The organism is Aeromonas sp., from assembly GCF_050252055.1.
Taxonomy (GTDB): domain Bacteria; phylum Pseudomonadota; class Gammaproteobacteria; order Enterobacterales; family Aeromonadaceae; genus Aeromonas; species Aeromonas caviae.
Window position 1 is genome coordinate 1 of record NZ_JBFWLQ010000002.1, and the last position, 25,856, is coordinate 25,856.

Here is a 25,856-nt window from a genome sequence, read left to right on the forward strand (position 1 = left end):
AAGGACAGACTCCCTACAGCATGTTCAAAAAGGGTCTGAAATTGATACCGAAGGAAGTGCGCACTAAAGTAGCGTAAACAAGACACCGGTTTGAGGCCGGTGTCAGGTGATAACTAGATCTGTACAGATATATCGAAAATCTGCTCAGTTATTTTGATGATACGATGAGATGGCAATAATGAAGCCATATAATGAAATTGAGTTCATATCAGAGTTCAAAACAAAACCATGGAATTTCTTTAGAGGAAATGAGGGATTCTTGATTATGGACCGAGATTGGGGAGAGCATGGCCATTATCGTTCAACTGGGCGTCTTCTAACCTATATTGAACGGGGGATTCTATCACTAGAAGATCTTACGAAAGGAATGAATGCGTTTATCGGCACGCTAGATAAAGATAGTAAAGAAGATTTCTTTCAATTTACCGCTAGTGCTTGCTACATCTATTGCTCCATATATGATGTGGATTGTTATCCATACAAAATAGAAGATGACTTTTTTACCAGGTCATGCTTGCCACAGTATTTCAAAAGAATATATTGATGGTATAACTTTTGACTACCATGATCAACATTATGCATCTTTGATAAAAAAGGAATGCCCTAAATCAGGCTTGGCAAATCTTTTGCTGTGATACGTTTAATTTTATCTAGATTATAGTTGAGTGTTTTTTATTATGTGCTTTTGGTATTTTGGGTGTCTCTACTAAATTTCTTATTATCCTCTTGTTTAAAACTGCGGGTGTTATAGATGGTATATCGAGCTTTACTATCGATGTTATTAGCTAGTTTGCTTATTGCATGTTCTACAACTACACGACTCACCGAGTCTGAACTCTCCCAAGCCGCCCAGCAGGGCCAGGGCAAGGCGCAATATGAGCTGGCCAACCGTTTGGCAGCGAAGCCGGATTATCCTGAGGCGATGCGCTGGATGAAGCAGGCTGCCGATCAAGTGGGTCCGCTGGCGGCAGATGCCGATATTAGGGGCAAGGCTGCACTACAGGTGGGAAGCTGGTATCAGGCGGGGTTGGGAGAGCCCAAAAATCCTGTACTGGCCAGGCAGTGGTGGCAGCGCTCCGCCAAGTTGGGCAATTCGGAGGCCAGCTATCAACTGGGTCAGGAGTGCCGGCAACGGCACAAGGGCAAGCTTACCAGTGAGTGCCTCGACTGGTTCGAGCAGGCCGCCAAGCGGGATCATGGAAATGCCCAACTGGTTCTGGGGCAGTGGTATGCAAGACAAGCGGGGGCCGATGAAGAGGCCGTCAAGTGGTTGGAGAAAGCCGCCGAACAAGGGAATCGGGATGCCCAATTCCAGCTTGGCGCTCGCTATGAGCAAGGGAAAGGGGTGATAAAGCGCGCCGATCTTGCCTTGCGCTGGTATGAGAAAGCCGCAGCCCAGCAACAGCCGGACGCTTTACTGGTACTGGCGAGCAAGGCGCCCTCTGAAGAGGCATTCAGCCTCTATCAGCGCGCCGCCAATGCTGGGGCTGCTCCTGCCCAGCTGTGGTTGGGGCAGGCCTATCTGAGGGGAGATCTGGTTGCCCAGGATCTGGCGCTTGGCCGTTATTGGCTGGAGCTGGCGGCAGGCAATGGTTCCCATGACGCCGAATATCAATTGAGCCTGCAGCAGAGCGATATCACCGCACGGGAGCACTGGCTGAATCTGGCTGCTGCGGGGGGGGTGAGCCAGGCTCAGCTTGAACTGGCGACCCTGCAACAGGAACGGGGGGAGTTGAAAGCTGCGCGCAAGAGCCTCTCTCTGGCCGCCTCGCAGGGCAATGTCGAGGCTCGATATGCCTACGGCGAGATGCTGCGACTGGGGCTGGGTGGTGAGGCTGATTACACCGAAGCCATGAAACAGTATCGGGCTGCGGCAAACGCCAATCATCGGCAAGCACAATATCGCATGGGCATCATGCGTGAGCAGGGATGGGGAGCCCCCCGCAATAGATTGCATGCTTATGCATGGTATTTATTGGCCGCAACGGATGGCAATATTGATGCAACCGCCGCCAGCCGTGAACTTGAAAAAGGCATGACGGCACAAGAAAAAAGTGCCGGTCAAAAACTGGCGCAGCACTGGTTCATCAGGCTGGATAAACACGGTGAAATGGGGCAGGCGTCAGAGGGCATATGATGCCATTCCCATAACATGAATGAGATATAGTGATAAAAATAACAGTGAGTGGATAAAGTCATTTCCCACTTATTATCGCCATCCAATACCGCCTTGATAATGCATCCTGGCGGTTTTTTTTGACAAAAATAATATCGGATGTTGTCAGAAAAATCTCTTTTTGTGTTCGGAAAATGAGCGCGGCTTATGGCTTATCATGAGAGGTCATGAAGATTTAAAATCAGATTTTTCCTATTTAACTCTTCACTAAATACAACTTTCATACACTTTTTGTCCAAGTTTAAATTTTGATGATTTGGCTCTATCTTGTTGTTTTTATTGGTGTTTGTGCATTTATTTTGATTTTGATACATGTGCAAATATATTTGTCGTTGACGTTGTCATCATCAAAAATATACCATTCGCTACAAATGGCTCTTAAGCTAGGTATGATCTCTAACGAAGAGTCGAGACCTAATCGGATTGTATTGAATAACAAGCTGAATGCTGCTTTTTGGATATCCAGGCTATCTCCTGGAATATATCGAAAAGGCGTGGTTGGCTGGTGCTTTTTTGTTCATTTTCGTCCTGAGCACGTCAACTGTCATTTTTTACAGTTGCCGACAAAAGCATTGGCTATAAGCTTTTGGGTCTTCATGGATCCTCAACTTGGTATCTAGAGCATGGGAAAAGGGATTGATGGCGCCACTGTTGCGCCCAAAGAACGTATCAATATCAAATATGTGCCGGCAACCGGTGGCCAACAGGCGGAAATAGAGCTTCCGTTGACCATGATGGTGGTTGGAAATATGAAAGGGCGCTCTGAAGAGACCCCCATCGAGGAGCGTCAGACCGTCTCCATCGACAAGAATAATTTTTCTTCCGTCATGAAAGAATCTGCACTGGAGCTGAATTTTTCGGTTCCCAACCGCCTGGAGGAGAACAGCCAGGACGAGTTGCCCGTGTCGATCAAAATCCAGTCCCTGGAAGACTTCACCCCTGACAGCGTTGCCCAGCAAGTGCCCGAGTTGCGCAAGCTGCTGGAGCTGCGTGAGGCGCTGGTTGCCCTGAAGGGGCCGCTTGGCAATATCCCCGCCTTCCGCAACCGTCTGCAGGATCTGCTGTCCAGTGACGACGCTCGCGAGCAATTGCTCAAGGAACTGGATTTGATTAAGCCTGCCGAGTGATCAGCAGATTAATTGACTGACTTATAAGGAAAAATTATGTCTCTGGTCGAAGAACAGGTTCAAGCGGGGGCGAGTGCAGCCTCCTCGTCCCTGCTGGACGAAATCATGGCGCAGGCTCGCATCACCCCGGTGGATGAGGGCTACAGCGTCGCCAAGCAGGGCGTTGCAGCCCTGATTGCCAACATTCTGGACAGCGGCACCACCACAGAGCCGGTGAACAAGGCGCTGGTGGACAGCATGATCGTCGAGCTCGACAAGAAGCTCGGCAAGCAGATGGACGTCATCCTGCACGCCAAGGAGCTGCAAGAGCTGGAGTCCTCCTGGCGCTCCCTGAAGCTCCTGGTGGATCGCACCGATTTTCGCGAGAACATCAAGATCCAGGTGCTGCACGCCACCAAGGAAGAGCTGCTGGAAGATTTTGAATTTTCTCCTGAAATCACCCAGTCCGGCCTCTACAAGCACGTCTATTCCAGCGGTTATGGCCAGTTTGGCGGACAGCCGGTCGGCGCCGTGATTGGTGACTACGCCTTCACCCACAGCTCCCCTGACATCAAGCTGATGCAGTATGTCAGTGCAGTGGGCGCCATGGCCCATGCCCCCTTCATCTCTTCCGTCGCCCCCGCCTTCTTCGGGGTCGACAGCTTCACCGATCTGCCCTCCATCAAGGACCTGAAATCGGTATTCGAAGGCCCGGCCTACACCAAGTGGCGCTCCCTGCGCGAGTCGGAGGATGCCCGCTATCTGGGTCTGACTGCACCGCGCTTCCTGGCGCGTCTGCCCTATGATCCGACGGAGAATCCCATCAAGGGCTTCAACTATCAGGAAGAGATCTGCTCGAACCATGATCACTACCTGTGGGGCAACACCGCCTATCTGATGGGCACCTCCCTGACCGACAGTTTCGCCAAGTACCGCTGGTGCCCGAACATCATCGGTCCGCAGAGTGGTGGCGCCATCCACGACCTGCCGGTGCACGTCTATGAAGCCATGGGTCAGTTGCAGGCGAAGATCCCGACCGAAGTGCTCATCACGGATCGCCGTGAATACGAGCTGTCGGAAGAGGGCTTCATCACCCTGACCATGCGCAAGGACAGCGACAACGCCGCCTTCTTCTCCGCCAACTCGGTGCAAAAGCCCAAGGTGTTCCCGAACACCAAGGAAGGCAAGGAAGCGGAAACCAACTACAAGCTGGGTACCCAGCTGCCCTACATGTTCATCATCAACCGCCTGGCCCACTACATCAAAGTGCTGCAGCGCGAGCAGATCGGTTCCTGGAAGGAACGCCAGGATCTGGAACGGGAACTCAACAACTGGATCCGTCAGTTCGTTGCCGACCAGGAGAACCCCCCTGCGGACGTGCGTAGCCGTCGTCCCCTGCGCGCCGCCCAGATCAAGGTGCTGGACGTGGAAGGGGAGCCGGGCTGGTATCAGGTCGCCATGGCCGTGCGCCCGCACTTCAAGTACATGGGAGCGAGCTTCGAGCTCTCTCTGGTAGGTCGTCTGGACAAGGAATAAAGCCCGATGCCGCATCTCTCATCCTGGGATAGAGGCAATGCGGCCAGTCTGTTTGATCGCATCCGGGGGGAGGGGCTTGGCTCCTCCCCCCGTTCGGAAGTGGATGAACTGGTGGACTCTGTCAAACGGCAGCTCGATCAGATCCTCAACACCCGTCCCGGCAACTGTCGCAGTGCCCCCGAACTTGGCGTCATCGATCTCAATGACGCCACCCAGGGGAGTGCCGACATCAAGGGGCGGATCCGGGAGGCGATCCGGCAATGCATCCGCCGCTATGAGCCGCGGATCGTGCATGTGGAAGTCCGTTCACCCGACTATCAGGCGAGCCCGCTTGAGATGACGTTTCAGGTGACGGCCCACGTGCGGCTGGAGCAGCTCGAGCAAGTTACCTCGTTCAACGTCCACATGGACAGTCACCGTCACTACCGCATGGTCTGATCAATGTCGCTGGAACATTACTTCAGGGATGAGCTGGCTTTTTTGCGCCTGCAAGGGCGCGAATTTGCCGACGCCTATCCCGAACTCACCCGCTTTCTGTCGGAGCAGAACACCGATCCGGACGTGGAGCGCCTGCTGGAGGGATTCGCCTTCCTCACGGGCAACCTGCGCGCCAAGATTGAGGATGAGTTTCCCGAGCTGACCCACGGTCTGCTCAACATGCTCTGGCCCAACTACCTGCGTCCCGTGCCCAGCATGACCATCATGCAGTTTTCGGTCATTCCGGGGGCCATCGCCCAGCCGGCGCTGGTCAGGCAAGGTTGTCAGCTCGACAGCCTGCCCCTGGACGAGGTGACCTGTCATTTCCAGACCTGTCACGATACCTGGGTCTATCCGGCCGATATCCGCCACATCGCCGCCCAGAGCGGCAACGATCTCTCCACCATCTCGCTGGACATCGCCCTGCATGCCCCCTTGCCGCTCAGCGAGTTGCAGCTGGACAAGCTGCGCTTTTTCCTTGGTGGCGACAGCTACACCGCCTATGAGCTCTACTTCTGGCTCTCCAACCAGCTCTCCCATATCGAGCTGGAGATCGACGGCAAGCGCTTTCGCCAGGAGGCCAAGGCCCTCAAATCGGTTGGCTTCGAGCGCGATGACGCACTCTTGCCCTATCCGAACAACGTCTATTCCGGCTACCGGATCCTGCAGGAGTACTTCTGCTTCCCGGAAAGCTTCCTCTTCTTCGAACTCTCCGGTGGCGAGTGGCCCAAACAGCCGTTGCCGGTGAGCGAATTCAAGGTGCACTTCTGCTTCGATCGGCCACTGCCGGCGGAGCTCAAGATCCGTCCCGACTCTTTCATGCTCAACTGCGTGCCGGCCATCAACCTGTTCCAGCACGACAGCGAGCCGGTCAACCTCAATGGCCGTCAGGCGGAGTATCCCCTCAAGGCAAGTTATCGCCACGCCGACAGCTTCGAGATCTTCTCGGTGGATCAGGTGGAGGGCTGGGTCGAGGGGAACCTCGGCCGCTCCCGCGGTACGCCGCGCATCTATCAGCCATTCGAGAGCTTTCAGCACCAGATCGAGCGGGCCAAGCAGCGGCTGGCGCTCTACTACCGGGTGCGGGTCAAGGAGGCGGTGAGCGGGGATGGTTTCGAACACAGCCTCTCGTTCGTGCGTGGGGATGAAACCACCACGGTCGAACTGGATGAATCCATCTCGGTGACACTCACCTGCACCAACCGCTCCCGCGCCGCCCGTCTCAAGGTGGGCAGCGTCTGCGTGCCGACCGGCAGCTCGCCCTCGTTTGCCACCTTCCGCAACCTGATCCGGCCGACCCGGCCGCTGCGCCCGGCGCTGGACGGCAGTCTGCACTGGACGCTGATATCCAACCTGTCGCTCAACTATGTCTCCCTGCTGCGCCGCGATGCCCTGGTACAGGTGCTGCGCACCTACGATTTTCCGGCGCTGCACGACAAGCAGGCCGAGCAGGCCTCGCGCAAGCGGCTGGCGGGGATCGAGGAAATCGAGACCAAGCCGGTGGACCGGCTGGTGCGCGGCATGCCGGTGCGGGGGCTCAAGTCGGTGCTCTCCATCCGCCAGTCCGCCTTCGGCAGCGAAGGGGAGCTCTATCTGTTCAGTACCGTGCTGGCCCACTTCTTCTCGCTCTATGCCAGCGTCAACGCCTTCCACCTGCTTGAGGTGGTCAATCTCGACAACAAGGAGCGCTACCAATGGCCAGTCCAGATCGGTCAGCACTCCCTGATGTGAACGCCACCCGGGAGGCGCCCCGCTTCAACTTCTTCCAGCTGGTTGAGCTGCTCAACCGGCTCGATGGCGCCGATCAGGAGCGAGGGCTCGACTACCTGCCGGGTGACGAGAACATCCGCTTCAAGGCGACCGCCTCTCTGGGATTTCCCACCAGCGACGTGCTGCAGATTGGCCGGGACGGGCAGGGCCGCCACGAGCTGGAGGTGGCCTTCCTCGGCCTGCACGGCAGCCAGTCGCCGATGCCCGGTTATTACCTCGATTCGCTGGCGTGGGAGTACGCCCAGGGGGAGCAGAAGCTCGGCCTGTTCCTGGACTTCTTCCACCACCGTCTGCTGACCCTGCTGCACCGGATCTGGCGCAAGTATCGCTACCACGTGCGGTTCCAGGACAACGGCGAGGATGGCTTCTCCCGTCTGATGTTTGCCCTGGTAGGGCTTGGCAACGAGGCGGTCTGCCAGAGCCTGCCGGTCAACCGGGCCAAGATGCTCTCCTACGCGGGCATGCTGGCCAGCCCCAGCCGCTCCCCCGAGGTGGTGGCCGGTCTGGTGGCCCACTGCTTCGATCTGGCCGATGTGCAGGTGAGCGCCTGGCAATGGCGCAAGGTGCCTATTCATCAGGATCAGCAAAATCGCCTCGGCGGCGCCTGCGCCACGTTGGGGAGCGATTTTGTCATCGGTGACAAGGTGAACGACTGTGCCGGCAAGTTCTTGTTGAAGATCAACAACCTGAGCTTTGGCCAGTTTCTCGGCTTTCTGCCGAACGGGGAGCACTTTCACGCCCTGGTGACCTTCGTCTCTTTCATCCTGCGCGATCAGCTGGCCTGGGATCTGCGTCTGGGGTTCGGCCAGGAGCAGGCGAGGGGACTGAGGCTGGGGGAAGAGCAGAGTGCCCGCCTGGGGTGGAGTACCTTTCTCGGCCAGCCGCCGAGTGATCCGTTCGTGACCATCTGCGTGCAGGAATAAGTGCAGAGATCAGCAGCGCAGAAAATTTAACTACAGGAATCAGTGCAGGAGTAACTGTGGACGATTTTAACCAGCAACTTTCCCTGGTGGTGCTCAACAGCGAACAGCTCGACGGCAGCCAGCAGGTGCAGTACCGCTTCGACGAGATGGGGGGGACCTTGGGGGCCTCCGAACAGGATGACTGGCAACTGCGCGACAGGTTGGGGGCCGTCATGCCCGCCCACGCCCGCATCGAGCTCAACGATGGTCGCTTCTGCCTGTGCGATCTGAGCGGCCAGACCTATATCAACGGTGCCACTTCGCCCATCGGGCGGGCCCGCAAGGTGCATCTGGAGCAGGGGGACGAGCTCGTGGTCGGCCCGTTCCGGCTGCGCGCCTATCTGGGGGCCATCACCCCCGAGCAGAGCCTGCAACAGGTGCTGGGCAACCGCCCCACCGAGCAGCTCGACGAGTGGCTGACCAGCGATGAGCCCGTCGTACCTGCTGACGATCCGCGCACCCTGGCGGCCGATCCCTTGCTGGCATTGCAGCAGGAGCGCAGGGCGCCCAATCCGTTGATGGATGGTCCGCTGGCGGACGGTCGCCTGCAGGCTTCACTGCGTTCACAACCGGATGTGGACGTTCCCCCTCTTGCCCCTTTTTCTGCTGTCGAGAACACCATGAACCAAGAATTTCTGGATATGCCCGCCATCGAGAACCATCCCGATTATCAGCTGTCGCTGGACGGCGTCGATCATGTGGCCCTGACCCCGCTGATGCGTGGCCTGGGCCAACCCTTGCAACTGCAGGACACCCAGCAGGCCCACGACATGCTCGAAGAGATGGGCAAGACGGTGCGGGCCATGGTGGAGGGGTTGCTGCAGCTGCAAAACGAACAGGCCGCGCTGGCGGACAAGCACCTGCGTCCCATCGAGGACAACCCGCTGCGCCTGGGCCTTGATTATGACGAGACCCTGGCGGTGCTGTTTGCCGAGCAGAAGAGCCCGGTCCACCTGAGCGCACCGGCGGCGGTGGCCGAGAGCCTGCACAACGTGCGCATCCACCACGTGGCGAACCAGCAGGCCATCGGCGCGGCGCTCGACAGCATCCTGCAGGCGTTTTCACCGCAGGCCCTGCTGGGGCGCTTCGAGCAATACCGCCGCAGCGGTGCACCGGGCACGGCCGACGAAGGCTGGGCCTGGGACATGTATCAGCACTACTACCGCGAGCTCACCTCCGCCCGCCAACAGGGGTTCGACAAGCTGTTCCACCAGGTGTATGCCCAGGCCTATGACCAGGCCGTGCGTCAGCAACAGGGACTGATTTGATGATACGTGCGCTGATGCTGGGCGCCGCGCTGCTGGCCCTGGCAGGTTGTACCACCATGGGCAAGATGGCCGACGTGGCCATGAACCCGGATATCCAGGTGGGCAGCAATGACAGTCAACCGACGACCCTGGGGCTGAGCCTGCTGGCGGAGCCTGACGTCAACCCCAACGAGAGCGGGGAGGCGGCGCCCATCGAGTTTCAGGTGGTGCTGCTGGCGGAGGATTCCAAGCTGCTCGCCACCGACTACGACCAGGTGACCGCGGACGTGGAGAAGGCCCTTGGCAAGAACTACCTGGACCATCAGGACTACACCCTGCTGCCGGGCCAGTTCAAATACCTGCCCCCCATCAAGCTCGACGAGAAGACCCGCTACATCGGGGTGATCGCACGCTACGCCGACCCCGACAGCGCCGAGTGGCGCAAGGTCATCAAGATCAAGAGCAAGGGAACGGCTTATCAAATCCTGGTGCACCTGCGCCTGGATGAAGTGGAACTGCAAAAAGAAGAAGAATAACCATGTCGAGTCGAAATCGGGTTATCTGGCGTGAGGGGCTGTTCATCAAGCCCCAGCACTTCCAGCAACAACAAAGACATTCGGATTACGCGCTGCACGCTCGCCTGAGCGCGCTGTCCGACTATTTCTATGGCTTGCAGTCGCTCGCCATCAACGAGGACTACCTGGGCTTTGGCCGCATCGCCCTGGTGGGGGCCACCGGCATCCTGCCGGACGGTACCGTGTTCAACATCCCCAATGACGATGTGCTGCCGACCCCGCTGGAAGTCACCGACGCCTCGGTGGCCAACCAGAAGGTCTATCTGGCGTTGCCGCTCTCGGTGAGCGGCGTCAACGAGGTCAATCAGGGCGGTCAGGTCGCCACCCGGTTGCAAGCCCATCGCCATGACGTGCGCGACTTGCACAGCGAAGGGGGGGACGTGGTCTCCCTCGAAGTGGGGCGGGTCAGCCTGCGGCTGATGCTGGAGCGGGAGGATCGCAGCGCCTACGCCTCGCTCGCCATCGCCCGGATCCTGGACAAGCGTCCGGACGGCGGCCTGGTGCTGGATCCCAACTTCATGCCCTGCAGCATCAGCGTCTCCGCCATCCCGACCCTCAAGCGCTTCCTTGGCGAGTCGGCCGGCCTCGTGGCCGAGCGGGCCCGCAGCCTCTCCCAGCGCATCGCGGCGCCGGGCCAGCAGGGGGTGGCCGACGTGGCCGAGTTCATGATGCTGCAGCTCCTGAACCGGGCCCAGCCCCAGCTCTCCCATCTGGCGCGCCTTGGCACCTTGCACCCGGAGCGGTTGCACGAGGCGCTGGTGCAGCTGTGCGGCGAGCTGATGACCTTTACCGACGAGTCTCGCCTGCCACCCGAGTTCCCCGCCTATCGCCACGACGATCAGCAGGTGAGCTTCGAGCCGGTGATGCTGGCCCTGCGCCAGGCGCTCAGCACAGTGCTGTCGCCGCGCGCCGTCTCCATCCAGCTGCGCAAGCACCAGTACGGCATCATGGTGGCCATGGTGAACGAGAGCGAGCTGATGCAAAGCGCCGACTTCGTGCTGGCGGTGCGTGCCCGCATGCCGCAGGAGCAGCTGCGCAAGCAGTTGCTGCAGCAGACCAAGGTGGCCTCCAGCGACAAGATCCGCGAGCTCATCAGCCTGCAACTGCCCGGCATTCCGCTGCTGCCGCTGCCGGTGGCGCCGCGGCAGCTGCCCTACCACGCCGGTTACAGCTACTTCCAGCTCGACCGGCAGAGCCCGGCCTGGCAGATGCTGGCGGTGGGCAACACCCTTGCCTTCCATATCGCCGGCGATTTCCCCGAGCTCGACATGCAGCTCTGGGCCATTCGCAGCCAGTGATCGCACCAAGGAATAAGCAGAGATGACCACGGACATTATCAAGAACGAGCAACTCAGCGACCTGCTGTTCGATCATGCAGAGCAGCTGGACATGGATTCGGACTACTGGTTCCGCCTGCGCGGCCAGAGCATCAACCCGATGATCGATGCGGTGACCCCTTTGTTGGGGCTGGTGCAGCGGGTACGCCTGCTGTCGCGCTACGACCGGGTGCCCGAGCTTTATCAGCGGGTGGTGACCGAGATCCAGGCCATCGAGCAGGAGCTGATGGCCCAGGGCTACGAGAACGGGGTGGTGCTGTCGTTTCGCTACATCCTCTGCACCTTCATCGACGAGGCCGTGATGGGCCGCGACTGGGGCAGTCAGAGTGAATGGTCCGAGCACTCCCTGCTGACCCGCTTTCACAACGAGACCTGGGGCGGCGAGAAGGTGTTCGTGCTGCTGGCCCGCCTGCAGGAAGACCCGGTGCGTTATCGCGACATTCTGGAGTTCATCTACCTCTGTCTGTGCCTCGGTTTCGAGGGGCGTTACAAGGTGATGAGCAAGGGACAAGGGGAGTTCGAGCGCATCGTGCGCCAGCTGCACAAGCAGTTGGCCCCCGAGGCCGGTGGCGAGGCGCCCAGCGTGTTTCACCTCGATCTGGGCCAGCAGGCCTCCCGCTACCAGCTGCGCAAGCAGGTCTCCCTGCGCAGCCTGTTCATGGGCGGCGCGCTGATCCTGGCGCTGATCTTTGGCCTCTATCACCACCAACTCAATAACCAGACCCAGGACGTGCTGCGTCAACTGGGCGAATTATTAAAATAAATACCTAAGGAGAGCACGCCTTGATTCGTATAGAGCTACCGGTACTGGTGGAAAGACTCAACCCCATCTGCCGTCACATGCTGGAGGAGGCCGCGGCCCTCTGTGTCAATCACCAGGGAGCCGAGATCCGCATTGAGCACCTGCTGCTCAAGATGCTTGAGACCCCGCTGAGCGACGTGCGCCAGATCCTGAAGGTGGCCGAGGTGGAGGTGGAAGAGCTCAAGACCCTGCTGCAACCGTCCGCTGCCGACGGCAGCTATGGCCAGGGTTACCCCTCCTTCTCGCCCATGCTGGTGGAGTGGCTGCAAGACAGCTGGCTGCTCGCCTCCGCCGAGCTGCAACATGCCCAGCTGCGCAGCGGCGTCATGCTGCTGGTGCTGCTGATGACCCCCCAGCGCTACCTGCCGGGTTCGGTGACTCGTCTGCTCGCCAAGGTCAATCGCGAGCTGCTGCGCCAGCAGTTTGACGAGTGGGTCAAGGAGTCTGCCGAGACGCAAGTGACCGTCACCAGCGGCGGCAAGACGGCACAGGCAGCCCTGCCGGCCGATGCCAGCCTGCTGGCCCGCTTTACCGTCAACGTGACCGAACAGGCCCGCCAGGGCAGCCTGGATCCGGTGCTCTGCCGGGATCACGAAATCGACCTGATGATCGACATCCTCTCCCGTCGTCGCAAGAACAACCCCATCGTGGTGGGGGAGGCCGGTGTCGGCAAGAGCGCCCTCATCGAGGGGCTGGCCCTGCGCATGGTGGCGGGTCAGGTGCCCGAGAAATTGCGCGGGGTGGAGCTGATGACGCTGGATCTCGGCGCCATGCAGGCCGGCGCCTCGGTCAAGGGGGAGTTCGAGAAGCGCTTCAAGGGGGTGATGCAGGAGGTCAAGGACGCCGTGCAACCGGTCATCCTGTTCATCGACGAGGCGCACACCCTGATCGGGGCCGGCAACCAGGCCGGCGGGCTGGATGTTTCAAACCTCATCAAGCCGGCGCTGGCCCGGGGCGAGCTGCGCACCATCGCCGCCACCACCTGGGGCGAGTACAAGAAATACGTAGAAAAAGACGCGGCCCTGTCGCGCCGCTTCCAGCTGGTGAAGGTCGGTGAACCCGATGCCGACGAGGCCACCGTGATCCTGCGCGGCCTGCGCAGCATCTACGAGAAGGCCCACGGGGTGCTGATCGACGAGGAGGCGCTGCAGGCCGCCGCCCAGCTCTCCGCCCGTTACATCTCCGGCCGCCAGCTGCCGGACAAGGCTATCGACGTGCTCGATACCGCCTGTGCCCGGGTAGCCATCAACCTCACCACCCCGCCGCGCGCGGTTAGCCACCTGCAAAACGCGCTGCGCCAGCGCGAGCTGGAGATCCGCCAGCTGGAGCGCCAGAGCCTGATAGGTCTTGGTGACAACGCAGAGCGCCTGGCCGAGTTGCAGGCGGCCCAGCAAGCTTGCCGTGAAGAGCTGGCCGAGCAGGAGGCCCGGTGGCAACAACAGCAGGGGCTGGTACACCAGATTGTCGAGCTGCGCGCAGCCCTGCTGGCCGATCAGCAGGATGAGATGCTGGCCAGAGAGGCGCTGGATCTCGCCGATGCACCGCTCGATCCGCAGGCCGCTGCCGAGCAGCTGGCCACCCTCGAGCGCGAGCTGGCTGAGCTGCAGCAGGGGGAAGTGCTGGTCTCCGCCCACGTCGACAAGACTCAGATTGCCGCCGTCATTGCCGAGTGGACCGGGGTGCCGCTCAATCGCATCTCGCAAGGGGAGCTGGACGTGGTGACCCGTCTGCCGGAGTACCTTGGCGAGCTCATCAAGGGGCAGGATGTGGCGGTGGCCCACCTGCACAAGCACCTGCTCACCGCCCGCGCTGACCTGCGTCGTCCCGGCCGTCCGCTGGGGGCCTTCCTGCTGGTGGGACCGAGCGGGGTCGGCAAGACCGAAACCGTGCTGCAGATTGCCGAGCTGATGTTCGGTGGTCGCCAGTACCTGACCACCATCAACATGTCCGAGTATCAGGAGAAGCACACCGTCTCCCGCCTGATCGGCTCGCCGCCCGGCTACGTCGGTTTCGGCGAGGGGGGCGTGCTGACAGAAGCCATTCGCCAGAAGCCCTACTCGGTGGTGCTGCTGGATGAAGTGGAAAAAGCGCACCCGGATGTGCTCAACCTCTTCTATCAGGCGTTCGACAAGGGCGAGCTGGCGGATGGGGAAGGGCGCATCATCGACTGCAAGAACGTGGTCTTCTTCCTCACTTCCAACCTCGGTTTCCAGACCATCGTCGACCATGCCGAGCAGCCCGACGTGCTGCTGGATGCCCTCTATCCGGAGCTCGCCGCCTTCTTCAAGCCGGCCCTGCTGGCGCGCATGGAGGTGATCCCTTATCTGCCGCTCGGCCACGACACGCTAGTGCAGATCGTGGGCGGCAAGCTCGACCGGCTGGTCAAGCTGCTCAAGGAGCGCTTCGGCGCCGAAGTGGTGCTGGACGACGAGGTGGCAGAAGAGATCCTGCTGCGGGCCAATCGCAGCGAGAACGGTGCCCGCATGCTCGAATCCGTCATCGACGGCGCCCTGCTGCCGCCGGTCTCCCTGCAACTGCTGCAGCGCCTCTCGGCCGGTGAACCCATCAAGCGCGTCCACTTTTCCGTGGCCGATCACCAGTTCGTGGCCGAGGTGGGGGCTTGAGTATGGAGCAAGCCCTCGCATTTGCCCTGGCCCTCACCGCCCAGCGCGATGAGCCGCACCTGTGCCACTGGTGGAGCTCGACCGTCCATGCCAGCTTCCAGCCCAGGGGGCTGCTGCTCGGCATGCTGGATGTGAGCGGCCGTCAGCTGGAGTGCCAAGGCTGGGTCAGGGGGAAAGAAGTGGCGCTGGGGCTGGCGGTGGACGATTTTTCCCACCCGCTTGCCTATGTGCTGCACAAGGCCCAGTCCCGCACCTGGGACTCCCTCTACGGCGGTGCCCGCATCGAGCACGCCGGTTTTCGCGCACTGCTGGCCAACCTTGGCCAGCAGTGCGGGCTGCACGCGTATCCGCTGCTGGATGGCAACGGCAAGCCGTTTGCCGTGCTGGCCCTCATGGATGAAGGGGAGGTGCTGCGGGCCTGGGCCGATGGCCCCGAGCTGGCCCAGCTCTCCCAGGTCTTTTGCAACCAGCTCACCCTCATTCGCGATCTCGGTCGCAGTCGGCGGGATCAGGGGGTACTGCGCGACTCCCTGCGCCAGATGAAGGGAGAGGGGGAGCGGCTGCGTCAGCACGAGAAGCTGCTCGGCGATCAGCTGGTCGGTCAGTCTGCGGTGATCCGCGGGCTGCGCGAGCAGATAAGTCAAGCCGGCCAGCACAAGCTGACCGTACTGATCCAGGGGGAGACCGGCAGTGGCAAGGAAGTGGTGGCAAGGTTGGTGCACCAGTGCTCCGATCGCGCCAACAAGCCCTTTGTCGCCATCAACTGCGCCGCCATCCCGGAGAACCTCATCGAGAGCGAGCTGTTTGGTTATCAGAAGGGGGCCTTCTCCGGCGCCCTTGCCAACAAGACCGGGCTGGTGGCTCAGGCCAACGGTGGCACCCTATTTCTGGACGAGGTGGGGGACATGCCCGCCGCCATGCAGGCCAAGCTGCTGCGGGTGCTGGAAACCCGCAGTTACCGGCCACTCGGGGCTGAGCAGGAGTATCACTCCGATTTTCGCCTCATCGCCGCTACCCATCAGCCGCTCACCCGCCATGTGGAGGAGGGGCAGTTTCGGGCCGACCTCTACCACCGTCTCTGTCAGTGTCTGCTGCTGATCGCCCCCTTGCGCGAGCACATGGATGATGTGCCGCTGCTCTGCCAGCACTTCATGGCCCAGTTTGCCGCCCAGGATGGCAAGACCCTGGTGGGGCTGCAGCGCAAGTTCTTGAAACAGCTGCAGACCTATGACTTCCCCGGCAATGTGCGCGAGCTGCGCAACCTGCTGGAGGTGGCCTGTGCCCATACCCGTCACGGGGAGGAGGTGGGGCTGGAGGCGCTGCCGCCGGAGCTGCGCGAGCGGGTCTGCGTCGAGTTGCCCGGCACCATGGACGACTACAACCACATCCGCGATCTGCGCCGGGCCATGCAGCAGTACGAGGCTTCCGTCATCGAGGCGCGGCTGCGCCACTTCCAGGGCAATCGGATGCTGGTGGCCGAGAGCCTCAACATTCCCAAACGCACCCTGGATCACAAGTGCCAGAAACTGGAGGTGAACTGATGAGTATCCTCGGCTTGTTACCGCTGCTGCTGGCCACCAGTGCGGCCGAGGTCCCGCTGGACATGGCGCGCTGGCAGGCCTGCCGGCAGGAGCCCTCGCCGCTGGTGCGGCTCGCCTGCTACGACGCCATCGGCAATGGCGCGGCCAGTGCCGCCGAAGGGGCCGCCCCCAAGTCGGCTGCCTGGCAGGCCATCTGGGCCCAGGAGCAGGCCCGCACGCCAGCGAGCGCGCCCTTCCTCTTGCAAAGCGATGAAACGCGCGGCAGTGAAACCCTGACCCGCCCGGCACTGCGCGGGGCGACCCTGGCCATCGGCTGCGTCGACAGCATCACCCATATCCGGTTGCGGCTGGATCAGCCCTGGAGCGGCGAGAAAGTGCAGGTCGAACTGGATGGTCAGCCGAGTGCCGGCTCCCAGAGCTGGTTTATCCGGGATCAGGGTCTGTTGCTGGAATATGGCCGCGGTCTGCCCGCCATCGAGGAGCTCAAGCGCTGGCAGGGCCATCGCGAGCTGCAGGTGCGGGCCGACAACGGTGCCCTCTTGCGGGTCGACCTGAGCGGCCTGAAAGAGGCGCTGGCACCGCTGCGTCAGCAGTGCCGCTGGTAGGAGGGACGATGAGCTATCAACACCCCTGGTGTGCACGCCTGCTCACCAGCCTGCCGGATGAACAGATAAGAGGTGCGGTGCTGGCCGACGAGCCGCGCTGGGACTACGTGGAAACCGAGCTGGTCAAGCTGGGATCCCTCGCTCACAGCCAGGTGGATCTCAATGCGGTGGCCGAGGCCTGCCTCGGCTTGCTGGAGAGCCGCACCAAGGACATGCGGGTGCTGGCCCAGCTACTGCGCTGCCTGCAGCACCCTGCCAAGGCGACCCCGCTGGGGGCTGCGATCAGCCTGCTGGAGGCCTGGATCCAGGCTTACTGGCTGCTGGCCTGGCCCGGCAATGCCAGCCAGAAGCAGCGACTGATGGTGCAAATCGTCAAGCGCTTCGAAGGGGCCTTGCCGCGCATTTGTGAGAGCGCTTCGGCGGCCGAGCTGGCCCAGTTGCTGGCTCAGGCAGAGCAACTGGAGCGGGTCTGGCTGGCGCAGTGTCCCGACAAAGGAGAGCTGCTCGACCCGTTGGTGATGGGGCTGAAGCGGGCCCAGCGCCAGCAGGTGGCACAGGCCGAGGCCAATGCGGCAGGGCAGCCCCAGAGCAGCGGCGCTACGGCAGCGGGCTCCCCGGCCTCGGCGGCGTCGACCGCCAGCGGTGCCGGCGCCATGGTGCTCAGCGGCGGTGGCAGCAGTGCCGGCGTCGACGTCGACAGTTCCAACGATCGCGCCTGGCGCCAGACCCAGCTCAAGGTGGCGGAACTCCTGATCGAGCGTCAGCCTGATGCCGCGGTTGGCTATCGGCTGCGCCGTCACGCCGTCTGGGCCGGGATCACGGCGGTCCCCATGAGCGGGGCGGGCAATAAAACCCCGCTGGCGCCCATGTCGGCGGACATGGTGGACGAGTACCGCGCCGCCATGAACGCCCCTGATCTGGGGCTCTGGCAGCGCATCGAGCAGAGCCTGACCCTGGCGCCTTACTGGTTCGAGGGGCACAGGCTCTCGGCTGAGGTGGCCCAGAAGCTCGGCTTTGGGACTGTGGCCCAGGCGATCGCCGAGGAGCTCGGCGCTTTCCTGCAGCGCCTGCCGGCCCTGCGGGAGCTCGCCTTCAGCGACGGCTCGCCGTTTCTCTCCCCCGAGTGCGGCCGCTGGCTGCAACCGGCCAAGGGCGGCAGTGCCGGCAGTGGCGAGGCGGGGCTGGCCGAGGAGGTCGCCCAGCGCCACGGCGAGCAGGGGGTTGCAGCGGCGCTCGCCCTGCTCGATGAGCGGATTGCGCAGTTGAAAGAGCCAAGAGATCGCTTCCACGCCTTGCTGGTGCAGGCGGAGCTGTTGGCACAGGAAGGCATGGAGGCGCTTGCGCGCCAGCACTATCAACACTTATGGCAAGAGGCCAGTCGCCTCGGGTTGTCGCACTGGGAGCCCGGGCTGGTCAACCGCCTGAAGAGCTTGGCGGCGCCGTTGTCGAAATGAGTGCCGAAATGAGTCATTGAGTCGGAGTTGGATCACATTTTATGTTCAAAACCATTTTTACTTTTCTGCGGCAACAGCTGCCGAAATTGAAACCCTCCTGGCCCCTGCTCGGTGCTGTGCTCTGGGGGCTCGCTCTCATCCTGGTGTGGTGGCTGGGCCCTCGTCTCGAGGTACGCGGCGCCAAGCCGTTCGAGCCGCTGTGGGGGCGGGTGGTGTTCACCCTGCTCTGGCTCTGGTTGCTGCTGGGAGTGGTCTCCTGGCGGGTGTGGCGCAAGATGCAGCAGCTCAAGGCCGAGCGTCAGCACGAGGTGGTGCTGGAGCAGGATCCGGTCAAGGGGCTCATCGACAGGCAGGCGCTGTTCCTCGATCGCTGGCTGCAGGCGTTGAATACTCATCTGGGTAAGGGGGCGCTCTACGCCATGCCCTGGTATCTGGTGCTGGGGCTGCCCGGCAGCGGCAAGAGCAGCCTCATTCACCGCGCCAACCCGGCCAACAAGCTCAACCCGAGACTCGACACCGAGCTGCGCGACGTGGCGCAGGATCAGCTGGTGGATTGCTGGTTGGGGGAACAGGCCGTGATGCTGGATCCCGCCGGTGTGCTGCTCTCCCAGAGCGAAGCCGAACTGGATCCGCAGGCCCGCAAGCATGAACGGCTCTGGCTGCATCTGCTCGGCTGGCTCAATGAACACCGTCGTCGTCAGCCCCTCAACGGCCTGGTGCTGACAGTGGATCTGGCCTGGCTCTCCCACGCCAGCGTGGCCGAGCGCAAGGCCTATGCCCAGCTGATGCGCTCGCGCCTGCAGGAGGTATCGGCCACCATGAATACCCGGTTGCCGCTCTATGTCACCTTTACCAAGCTCGATCTGCTGCGCGGCTTTGAGGTTATCTACCAGCAGCTCGACAAGGAGGCCCGCGAGGCCGTGCTGGGGGTGACCTTCAAGCCGGGCGCCGACTGGCAGCAGGATCTGGCCCTGTTTTGGGATCAGTGGGTGGACAACCTCAACCAGAATCTGCCCGAACTGATGCTGAACCGGCTCGATGCCGCCCAGCGCAACGCGCTGTTCTCGTTCGTGCGCCAGCTGGCGGGTCTCAAGGATTACGTGACCAGCCTGCTGGCCGAGACCCTGGCCATCGAGGAGAGCAAGCCGCTGTTGGTGCGCGGGGTCTATGTCAGCTCCGTCTATCAGCAAGGGGTACCGTTCGATGCGTTTGCCCAGGCGGCCTCCCGTCGCTACAACCTGCCAGAGCCCATCCACTCGGCCCTGCGCGGGGAGTCCAACACCTATTTCGTGCGCCAGCTGTTCTCTTCCATCATCTTCCCGGAGGCCCATCTGGCCGGTGAGAACCGGCTGCATACCCTCTATCGCCGGCGCCGCATGGCCATCGGCCTCAGCTGCCTGTCGCTCTTCTCGGCCGCCCTCATCGGTGGCTGGCACTACTTCTACCGGGTCAACGAGGAGGCGGGCCGCAACGTACTGACCAAGGCCCAGGCCTTCATGGAGACCAACGAGGTGGCCGACGCCCATGCCTTCGGCGTGAGCCAGCTGCCTAGGCTGAACCTCATTCGCGAGGCGACCCTCTCCTTTGGCAACTACCGCGAGCGGATGCCGCTGGTGGCCGACCTCGGCCTCTATCAGGGGGACGAGATCGGTCCTTATGTGGAAGGATCCTACCTGCAGCTGTTGAGCCTGCGCTTCCTGCCGGCCCAGATGCAGGGATTGCTTGCCGATCTCAACCAGGCGCCTGCGGGCAGCGAGGAGAAGCTCGCCATCCTGCGGGTGATGCGGATGCTGGACGATGCGTCCGGTCGCAACAAGGAGCTGGTGGCGCAGTACATGGCGAGCCGCTGGCAGAAGGCCTTCCCGGGGCAGGGGGCGGTGCAGGAGCAACTGATGGGGCACCTGGACTATGCCCTCGATCACACCAACTGGTATGGCGCCAGGGCAGAGCGGGATCAGGCCGCCATCACCGCCTTCGTGCCGTTCAAGGAGCCGGTCTACGGTGCCCAGCGCGAGCTCGGCAAGCTGCCCATGTATCAGCGGGTCTACCAGAATCTGGTGGTGAAGGCGGGTGATGTATTGCCGCCGGATCTCAACGTCCGTGACGAGGTGGGCCCCACCTTCGACACCGTGTTTGCCCTGCGCAGCGACAACGCCGGCCAGGTACCGCGGCTGCTCACCTGGCCCGGTTTCAACGACTTCTTCCTCAAGCAAGACAAGGCGCTCATCGATCTCACTGCGATGGATGCCTGGGTGCTGGGCCAGCGCAAGCTGAGTCAGCTGAGCGAGGCGGATCGCAAGGAGATCACCCGTCAGGTCAACGACCGTTACGTCACCGATTACGTCAACCAGTGGCAAAAACTGCTGACCAATCTGGACGTGCAGACCCTGGAGAGCCCCGAGCAGGCGCTGGACATGCTCGCCGCCATCACCGGCAACGATCAGCCGTTCCAGCGGGTGCTGGCCTCGCTGGATGACAACACCCGCATTCGCAAGATCTCCGATGTGGAAGGGGACCCGGCCCAGGCCATCAGCGCCCGCATCGGTCGTCCCTTCATGGCCACCAACGCGGCGCTCAGCGGTCGCGGCGAGCAGGGGCCGCTCATCTCCGAGGTCAACCAGAAGCTGGTGGAGCTGCAGCACTACCTGGAGCTCATCGTCAACGCCACCGAGCCGGGCCAGTCTGCCTTGAAAGCGGTGCAGCTGCGCATGACCAACAAGTACGCCGATCCGGTGTTCGCCCTGCAGCAATATGCCCGCAGTCTGCCGGCCCCGCTCGATCGCTGGGTGGGTCAGCTCTCCGAGCAGAGCTCGCGACTGGTGATCGATCTTGCCATGTCTTCCCTCAATCAGGAGTGGCAGGACAAGGTGCTGGCCCCCTTCAACAGCCAGCTGGCCGGGCGTTATCCGTTTGATCCAAGCTCGAACAAGGACGTGCCCCTCTCCGAGATGGAGCGCTTCTTCGCGCCTAACGGGACGCTGGACAGCTTCTATCAGGTCAACCTCAAACCCATGGTGGAGAGCGGCCTGATGGAAGGGGAGTTCAGCTCGCCCATCCAGGCCGAGCTGGTCAAGCAGCTGGACCGTGCAGCCCGCATCCGTCAGATCTTCTTCAGCCAGCAGGGCAACCTGGAGGTGCAGTTCGCCCTCGAGCCCATCGAGCTCACCGCCAACAAGCGGCGCAGCGTGCTGAACCTGGATGGCCAGTTGCTGGAATATGCTCACGGCCGCCGTACCAAGATCCCGCTGGTATGGCCCAACACCATGCGCGACGGGGCCGAGAGCAAGATCACCCTGGTGCCGGCCGCCCGAGAGCGCTCACCGCGCAGCGAAGGCTTCGTCGGCCCCTGGGCCATGTTCCGCCTGATGGACAAGGGGGAGCTGACCCAGGTCAATGACGCCACTTTCGATGTGCGCTTCCCGGTGGATCAGGGGGCCATGACCTATCGCGTCTACACCGACAGCGCGCAAAACCCCTTCACCGGCGGCCTGTTCAGTCAGTTCAGACTGCCCGAATCCCTCTATTGATCGCGTCGGGGGCACGTTGTGCCCCCTTCCTGCGTTGGAAGTTCATATGTCACAGAATCAGCAAGGTCAGCAGGCCCTGAAAGTGGGGCGCGACCCCAGAATGTTGCCGGAGTACGAGGCGCTGCGGGCCGAGATCAACAAGCTCAGCCACGCTTCGCGCCCCGAGGTGGACTGGCAGCGGATCCATCAGCTTGCCAGCCTTATCTTCGAAAAACACGGGGTGGATCTGCAGACCGCCATCTACTTCACCCTGGCCCGTTCGCGCCTGCAGGGGCTGAGCGGTTTTACCGAAGGGTGCGAGTTTCTCGCCAACCTCATCGTCACCCAGTGGGAGAGCTTCTGGCCGCCGGTTCATCAGGAGCGGGCCCGCATCGAGATGCTCGACTGGTTCATCGCCCGCATCAGCGACGTCATTCGCCAGTACCAGATCAGCCACGAGGACAAGCGGCTGATCTATCGCTGCGAGCGCGCGCTGCAACTCATCAGCGAGAAGCTGCACAACGCGGATCTGAGCCGCATTCCCCGGGTCGAGAATCTGGTGCACTTCATCGAGGGATATACCCACCTGTTCGATGAGACCGAGATCGTCATCGTCTCCGACGAGCCAGGCCTCAAGGAGGATCTGCAGATCCCGCCCATGGTGTTCTTCAAGTCCGACCTGGAGAGTGATCACGGCGGCACGGTTTCGGCATCGACCCCGCACCTGCCCCAGGGCAGCATTCTGGTGGGGCGCGAGAAGGGGCAGGTCAAGCCCACCGTGCTGAAGATTGAGCAGCACCGCCGGCAGCGTCCCGCCTGGTTCTGGTTTGGCTGCGGCTTGCTCAGCTGCGCCCTGCCGGTGATGGGGTGGCTGGGCTGGCAGCAACATCAGCAGGAGAAAACCGTGGCGGCCCAGCGTCTGGTGCAGCCGGCCGCCGAGCTGCCCCGAGCCCTCAGCTACGACGACATTCGCCAGGCCCGCATCGTGCTGGGGGAGCAGACCCTGCAGAACATGGAGAGCGATCTGGTGGCCCGTTACCAGAACCAGTTGACCCGGCTCGAGCAGACGTCGCCGCTCTACTGGTATCGCTACGGCGAGGGGCTGCGCAACTCGCTCTCGATGCTCTATCCCGACTCGCTGGCGGTCAAGGCGCTGGACAAGCAGTGGCAGGCGCAGCTTGGCGGTCAGCAGGGGGATGTCATCAGCGTGCCCACCTACCTGGATGCCCGCGCCGGGGTGGATGCCCTGCTCGATCAGCTGCTGGAGTTGGAGCGCCAGCGCAAGACGGTGACCATCTCCTACCTCAAATCCCAGCTCTACGAAGTGCAGAAGAACCTGATGCAGAACATCCCGTTCAGTCTGCGCCTCGGTGAACTGGAGGCGAGAAAAGCCTCCCAGGAGCCCATCACGGCTGCCGAGCTCAAGAGCTTGGAAAATGATCTGAAAGCGCTCAACATCCGCCTCTATCAGCTGCAACAGGGCGTTTCTGGTAGCTGAAAATGCCGCCCTGAGCAAAAAATTGCGCAAGATATGGTGAGTTTGACTGGCAAGGCAAGGTTTGCCGGGAAACTTGCCCTGTCTTGCGCAATAGATTGCAGCAGATTGGTCTGATGCCGCGAGCTTGAATCGTAATTGACTGATTTTTAATGTGATTGTGGGCGACTTTGCCATGGCATGGAGGCTGCTGGGTCGCCGCTTCAACTGTCTCTGCACCAGGCTGCGCTTGCACCATGGTTGCCCCACGGAGAATCCAGATGTGCCCTTCTATTGCATTGCTCGGTGACATCGGCACCGACCACGAGGGTTTCCACCCATCCCCCGTGATTGCCGCCAGCCCAGATGTGTTCCTCGATGGCAAGCCGGTGGCCCGCCAGGGTGATCCGCTGGCCCCCCACGACAAACCCAACAATCCACCCCATCCGCGCAGCATCTCGGGCGGCGTCGGCTCTGTGCTGGTCAACGGCAAGCCCATCGCCGTGACCGGCACTGCCGTCGGCTGCGGCGGCGTGGTGATTGGCTCAGGCAGCGGACAGGCAGGTTAAGGAGCGCTTCATGGCAGACAGCACAGGATTACAATTTACCGTCAAGGTGGGGGCTCTGTCCGAGAGTACCTTCGTGGTGGCCGAGTTTGCACTGGATGAGGCGCTGAACCGGCCGTTCAACCTGCGGCTTGAGCTGGCAAGCGCCGAGCCCGACATCGACTTTGGCGCCGTGCTGGACCAGCCGTGCGAGCTGCTGGTGTGGTACAACGGCGAGCTGCAACGCCGGGTGTGCGGGGTGGTCAGTGACTTCGCGCAGGGTGACAGCGGTTTTCGCCGCACCCGCTATCAGCTCATGGTGCAGCCGGCCCTGTGGCGACTCTCTTTGCGCCAGAACTCCCGCATCTTCCAGGCGCAAAAGCCCGATGAAATCCTCTCCATCCTGTTGCAAGAGCACGGCATCACCGACTATGCCTTTGCGCTCAAGAGCGAGCATGCCAAGCGGGAATACTGCGTCCAGTACCGGGAAACTGACCTCGATTTCGTAAATCGCCTCGCCGCCGAAGAGGGGATGTTCTACTTCCACGAGTTTGAAGCGGGCAAGCACCGCATCGTGTTTGCCGATGACGCAGCCGCCCTGACTGCCGGCCCCGAGCTCTTCTTCAACCTCGGCAACCGCTCGCTGGAGCAAGGCCCCTATGTGCGCCAGTTCCACTACCGGGAGGCGGTACGCCCGTCGGATGTGGAGCTCAAAGACTACAGCTTCAAGACCCCGGCTTACGGTCTCTCCCACAAAAAGCAGGGCAGTGAGCTCGAACACCAGCGCGACACCTACCAGCATTTCGACTACCCGGGCCGCTACAAGCAGGATGGCAGCGGCAAGGCGTTTGCCCAGCACCGGCTCGATGCCCTGCGCAATGACGCGGTGGCGGGCAGTGGCAAATCCAACTGCGCCGCCTTGCTGCCGGGCCAGACGTTTTCACTCACCGAACACCCCAACGGCAGCCTCAACACCGACTGGCAAATCGTGCGCATCCAGCACACCGGCTTGCAGCCGCAGGCACTGGAAGAGGAGGGGGGCAGCGGCCCCACCGTCTATCACAACGAATTCGGGGTGGTGAAAGCCAGCACCACCTGGCGGGCGCGCATCGGCAGCCCCGAGGCACCCCACAAGCCGATGGTGGATGGCCCGCAAATCGCCATGGTGGTGGGCCCCGACGGTGAGGAGATTTACTGCGACGAACATGGCCGGGTGAAGCTGCAGTTCCCGTGGGACCGCTACGGCAGCTCCAACGACCAGAGCTCCTGCTGGGTGCGGGTCTCCCAAGGCTGGGCCGGCGGTCAGTACGGCATGATGGCCATCCCGCGCATCGGCCACGAGGTCATTGTCTCGTTCCTGGAGGGGGACCCCGACCAACCCATCGTGACCGGTCGCACCTACCACGCCACCAATCGACCGCCCTACGAGCTGCCAGCCAACAAGACCCGCACCGTGCTGCGCACCGAGACCCACCAGGGCGAGGGCTTCAACGAGCTGCGTTTCGAAGACCAGGCTGGCAAGGAAGAGATTTATATCCACGGTCAGAAAGACCTGAACGTGCTTATCGAAAATGATGCCGCCTGGCACATCAAGCACGACCAGCACACCGATATCGACAATGAGCGGGTGACTCGCATCAAGGCCAATGACCACCTGACGGTGGAGGGTGAGAAGCGCGACCAGATAAAAGCCGATTACTCGCTGACGGTGGATGCCAGCCTGCACCAGAAACTGGGGCAGTCCCTGCTGGTGGAAGCAGGTCAGGAAGTGCATATCAAGGTGGGCGACAAGTTGGTGCTGGAGGCGGGGTCTGAAATAACCCTCAAGGGAGGCGGCAGCTTTGTCAAAGTGGATCCTAGCGGCATCAAGCTGGTCGGCCCCGCCATCAAACTCAATACCGGCGGCAGCGCAGGCTCAGGCTCTGGCTGGGGTGGCAAGGCTCCCGTGGTGCCCAAGGGGGTTGAGGTGGTGAAAGCCCCTGAACTGGTTGAACTCATCAAGGCCATTCCCACCGAGAAGGCGATGGAGGCGCTGCTCAAGGAGCAAGGGCCTGCGCAGACCTTCTTTGTGCCATCCCGCTAAGGGCCATAGCTTGTACGATTACGAGTGAAAAGAAGA

General features: G+C 61.7%; 19 protein-coding genes. All 19 read left to right on the forward strand.

From position 1 onward, the window contains the following. Nucleotides 1-169: 169 nt before the first annotated feature. The 19 genes from AB7E19_RS03755 (at nt 170) to tssI (ending at nt 25,820) form a co-directional block, all read left to right on the forward strand. Nucleotides 170-544 (forward strand): hypothetical protein, encoded by a 375-nt coding sequence (locus AB7E19_RS03755; RefSeq protein ID WP_322131953.1) that lies wholly within the window; start codon nt 170-172, stop codon nt 542-544. Between the two features lie 231 nt (nt 545-775). Beyond that, the gene (locus AB7E19_RS03760; protein ID WP_322131958.1) at nt 776-2,137 is read left to right on the forward strand and encodes an SEL1-like repeat protein; all 1,362 of its coding nucleotides are present in this window, start codon (nt 776-778) and stop codon (nt 2,135-2,137) included. A gap of 662 nt (nt 2,138-2,799) precedes the next feature. Beyond that, nucleotides 2,800-3,303 (forward strand): type VI secretion system contractile sheath small subunit, encoded by a 504-nt coding sequence (gene tssB / locus AB7E19_RS03765; protein WP_041215379.1) that lies wholly within the window; start codon nt 2,800-2,802, stop codon nt 3,301-3,303. A 36-nt stretch (nt 3,304-3,339) separates the two neighbouring features. Beyond that, nucleotides 3,340-4,818 (forward strand): type VI secretion system contractile sheath large subunit, encoded by a 1,479-nt coding sequence (gene tssC, locus AB7E19_RS03770; RefSeq protein WP_427934632.1) that lies wholly within the window; start codon nt 3,340-3,342, stop codon nt 4,816-4,818. A 6-nt stretch (nt 4,819-4,824) separates the two neighbouring features. Further along, nucleotides 4,825-5,256, forward strand: coding sequence for a type VI secretion system baseplate subunit TssE (gene tssE / locus AB7E19_RS03775; protein ID WP_042015698.1), 432 nt, complete (start codon nt 4,825-4,827; stop codon nt 5,254-5,256). 3 nt (nt 5,257-5,259) lie between these two features. Then, a complete protein-coding gene (gene tssF, locus AB7E19_RS03780; RefSeq protein ID WP_011705715.1) occupies nt 5,260-7,026 on the forward strand; it encodes a type VI secretion system baseplate subunit TssF in 1,767 nt (588 codons plus the stop codon). Next, nucleotides 6,990-7,988 carry a type VI secretion system baseplate subunit TssG gene (gene tssG / locus AB7E19_RS03785; RefSeq protein ID WP_011705716.1) on the forward strand — a complete coding sequence of 333 codons (999 nt, stop codon included), beginning with the start codon at nt 6,990-6,992 and terminating at the stop codon, nt 7,986-7,988. The genes tssF and tssG overlap by 37 nt, the downstream gene beginning before the upstream one ends. 56 nt (nt 7,989-8,044) lie before the next feature. Beyond that, a complete protein-coding gene (tagH, locus tag AB7E19_RS03790) occupies nt 8,045-9,295 on the forward strand; it encodes a type VI secretion system-associated FHA domain protein TagH (protein WP_011705717.1) in 1,251 nt (416 codons plus the stop codon). Continuing rightward, entirely contained in the window at nt 9,295-9,810 is a 516-nt protein-coding gene (gene tssJ, locus AB7E19_RS03795) for a type VI secretion system lipoprotein TssJ (RefSeq protein WP_011705718.1), read from the forward strand. Before tagH ends, tssJ begins: the two co-directional genes overlap by 1 nt. A gap of 2 nt (nt 9,811-9,812) precedes the next feature. Further along, a complete protein-coding gene (gene tssK, locus AB7E19_RS03800) occupies nt 9,813-11,147 on the forward strand; it encodes a type VI secretion system baseplate subunit TssK (RefSeq protein WP_029303266.1) in 1,335 nt (444 codons plus the stop codon). Between the two features lie 22 nt (nt 11,148-11,169). Continuing rightward, nucleotides 11,170-11,949 (forward strand): type IVB secretion system protein IcmH/DotU, encoded by a 780-nt coding sequence (gene icmH / locus AB7E19_RS03805; protein ID WP_010634228.1) that lies wholly within the window; start codon nt 11,170-11,172, stop codon nt 11,947-11,949. 20 nt (nt 11,950-11,969) lie between these two features. Next, entirely contained in the window at nt 11,970-14,612 is a 2,643-nt protein-coding gene (tssH, locus tag AB7E19_RS03810; protein ID WP_427934633.1) for a type VI secretion system ATPase TssH, read from the forward strand. A gap of 2 nt (nt 14,613-14,614) precedes the next feature. Beyond that, nucleotides 14,615-16,153, forward strand: a complete 1,539-nt coding sequence (gene vasH, locus AB7E19_RS03815; RefSeq protein ID WP_427934634.1) for a sigma-54-dependent transcriptional regulator VasH — start codon at nt 14,615-14,617, stop codon at nt 16,151-16,153. Then, nucleotides 16,153-16,758 (forward strand): type VI secretion system-associated protein VasI, encoded by a 606-nt coding sequence (gene vasI, locus AB7E19_RS03820; RefSeq protein WP_183148589.1) that lies wholly within the window; start codon nt 16,153-16,155, stop codon nt 16,756-16,758. Before vasH ends, vasI begins: the two co-directional genes overlap by 1 nt. A gap of 8 nt (nt 16,759-16,766) precedes the next feature. Next, nucleotides 16,767-18,212, forward strand: coding sequence for a type VI secretion system protein TssA (gene tssA / locus AB7E19_RS03825; RefSeq protein WP_427934636.1), 1,446 nt, complete (start codon nt 16,767-16,769; stop codon nt 18,210-18,212). Nucleotides 18,213-18,253: 41 nt separating this feature from the next. Beyond that, the gene (gene tssM, locus AB7E19_RS03830; protein WP_427934637.1) at nt 18,254-21,739 is read left to right on the forward strand and encodes a type VI secretion system membrane subunit TssM; all 3,486 of its coding nucleotides are present in this window, start codon (nt 18,254-18,256) and stop codon (nt 21,737-21,739) included. Between the two features lie 46 nt (nt 21,740-21,785). Beyond that, nucleotides 21,786-23,216 (forward strand): VasL domain-containing protein, encoded by a 1,431-nt coding sequence (locus tag AB7E19_RS03835; protein WP_102988945.1) that lies wholly within the window; start codon nt 21,786-21,788, stop codon nt 23,214-23,216. A gap of 257 nt (nt 23,217-23,473) precedes the next feature. After that, on the forward strand, nt 23,474-23,761 hold the full coding sequence (locus AB7E19_RS03840) for a type VI secretion system PAAR protein (RefSeq protein WP_005300007.1): 288 nt from the start codon (nt 23,474-23,476) through the stop codon (nt 23,759-23,761). A 10-nt stretch (nt 23,762-23,771) separates the two neighbouring features. After that, nucleotides 23,772-25,820: a type VI secretion system tip protein TssI/VgrG gene (gene tssI / locus AB7E19_RS03845; RefSeq protein ID WP_427934639.1), complete on the forward strand. Its 2,049-nt coding sequence runs from the start codon at nt 23,772-23,774 to the stop codon at nt 25,818-25,820. The last annotated feature ends 36 nt before the right edge of the window (nt 25,821-25,856 follow it).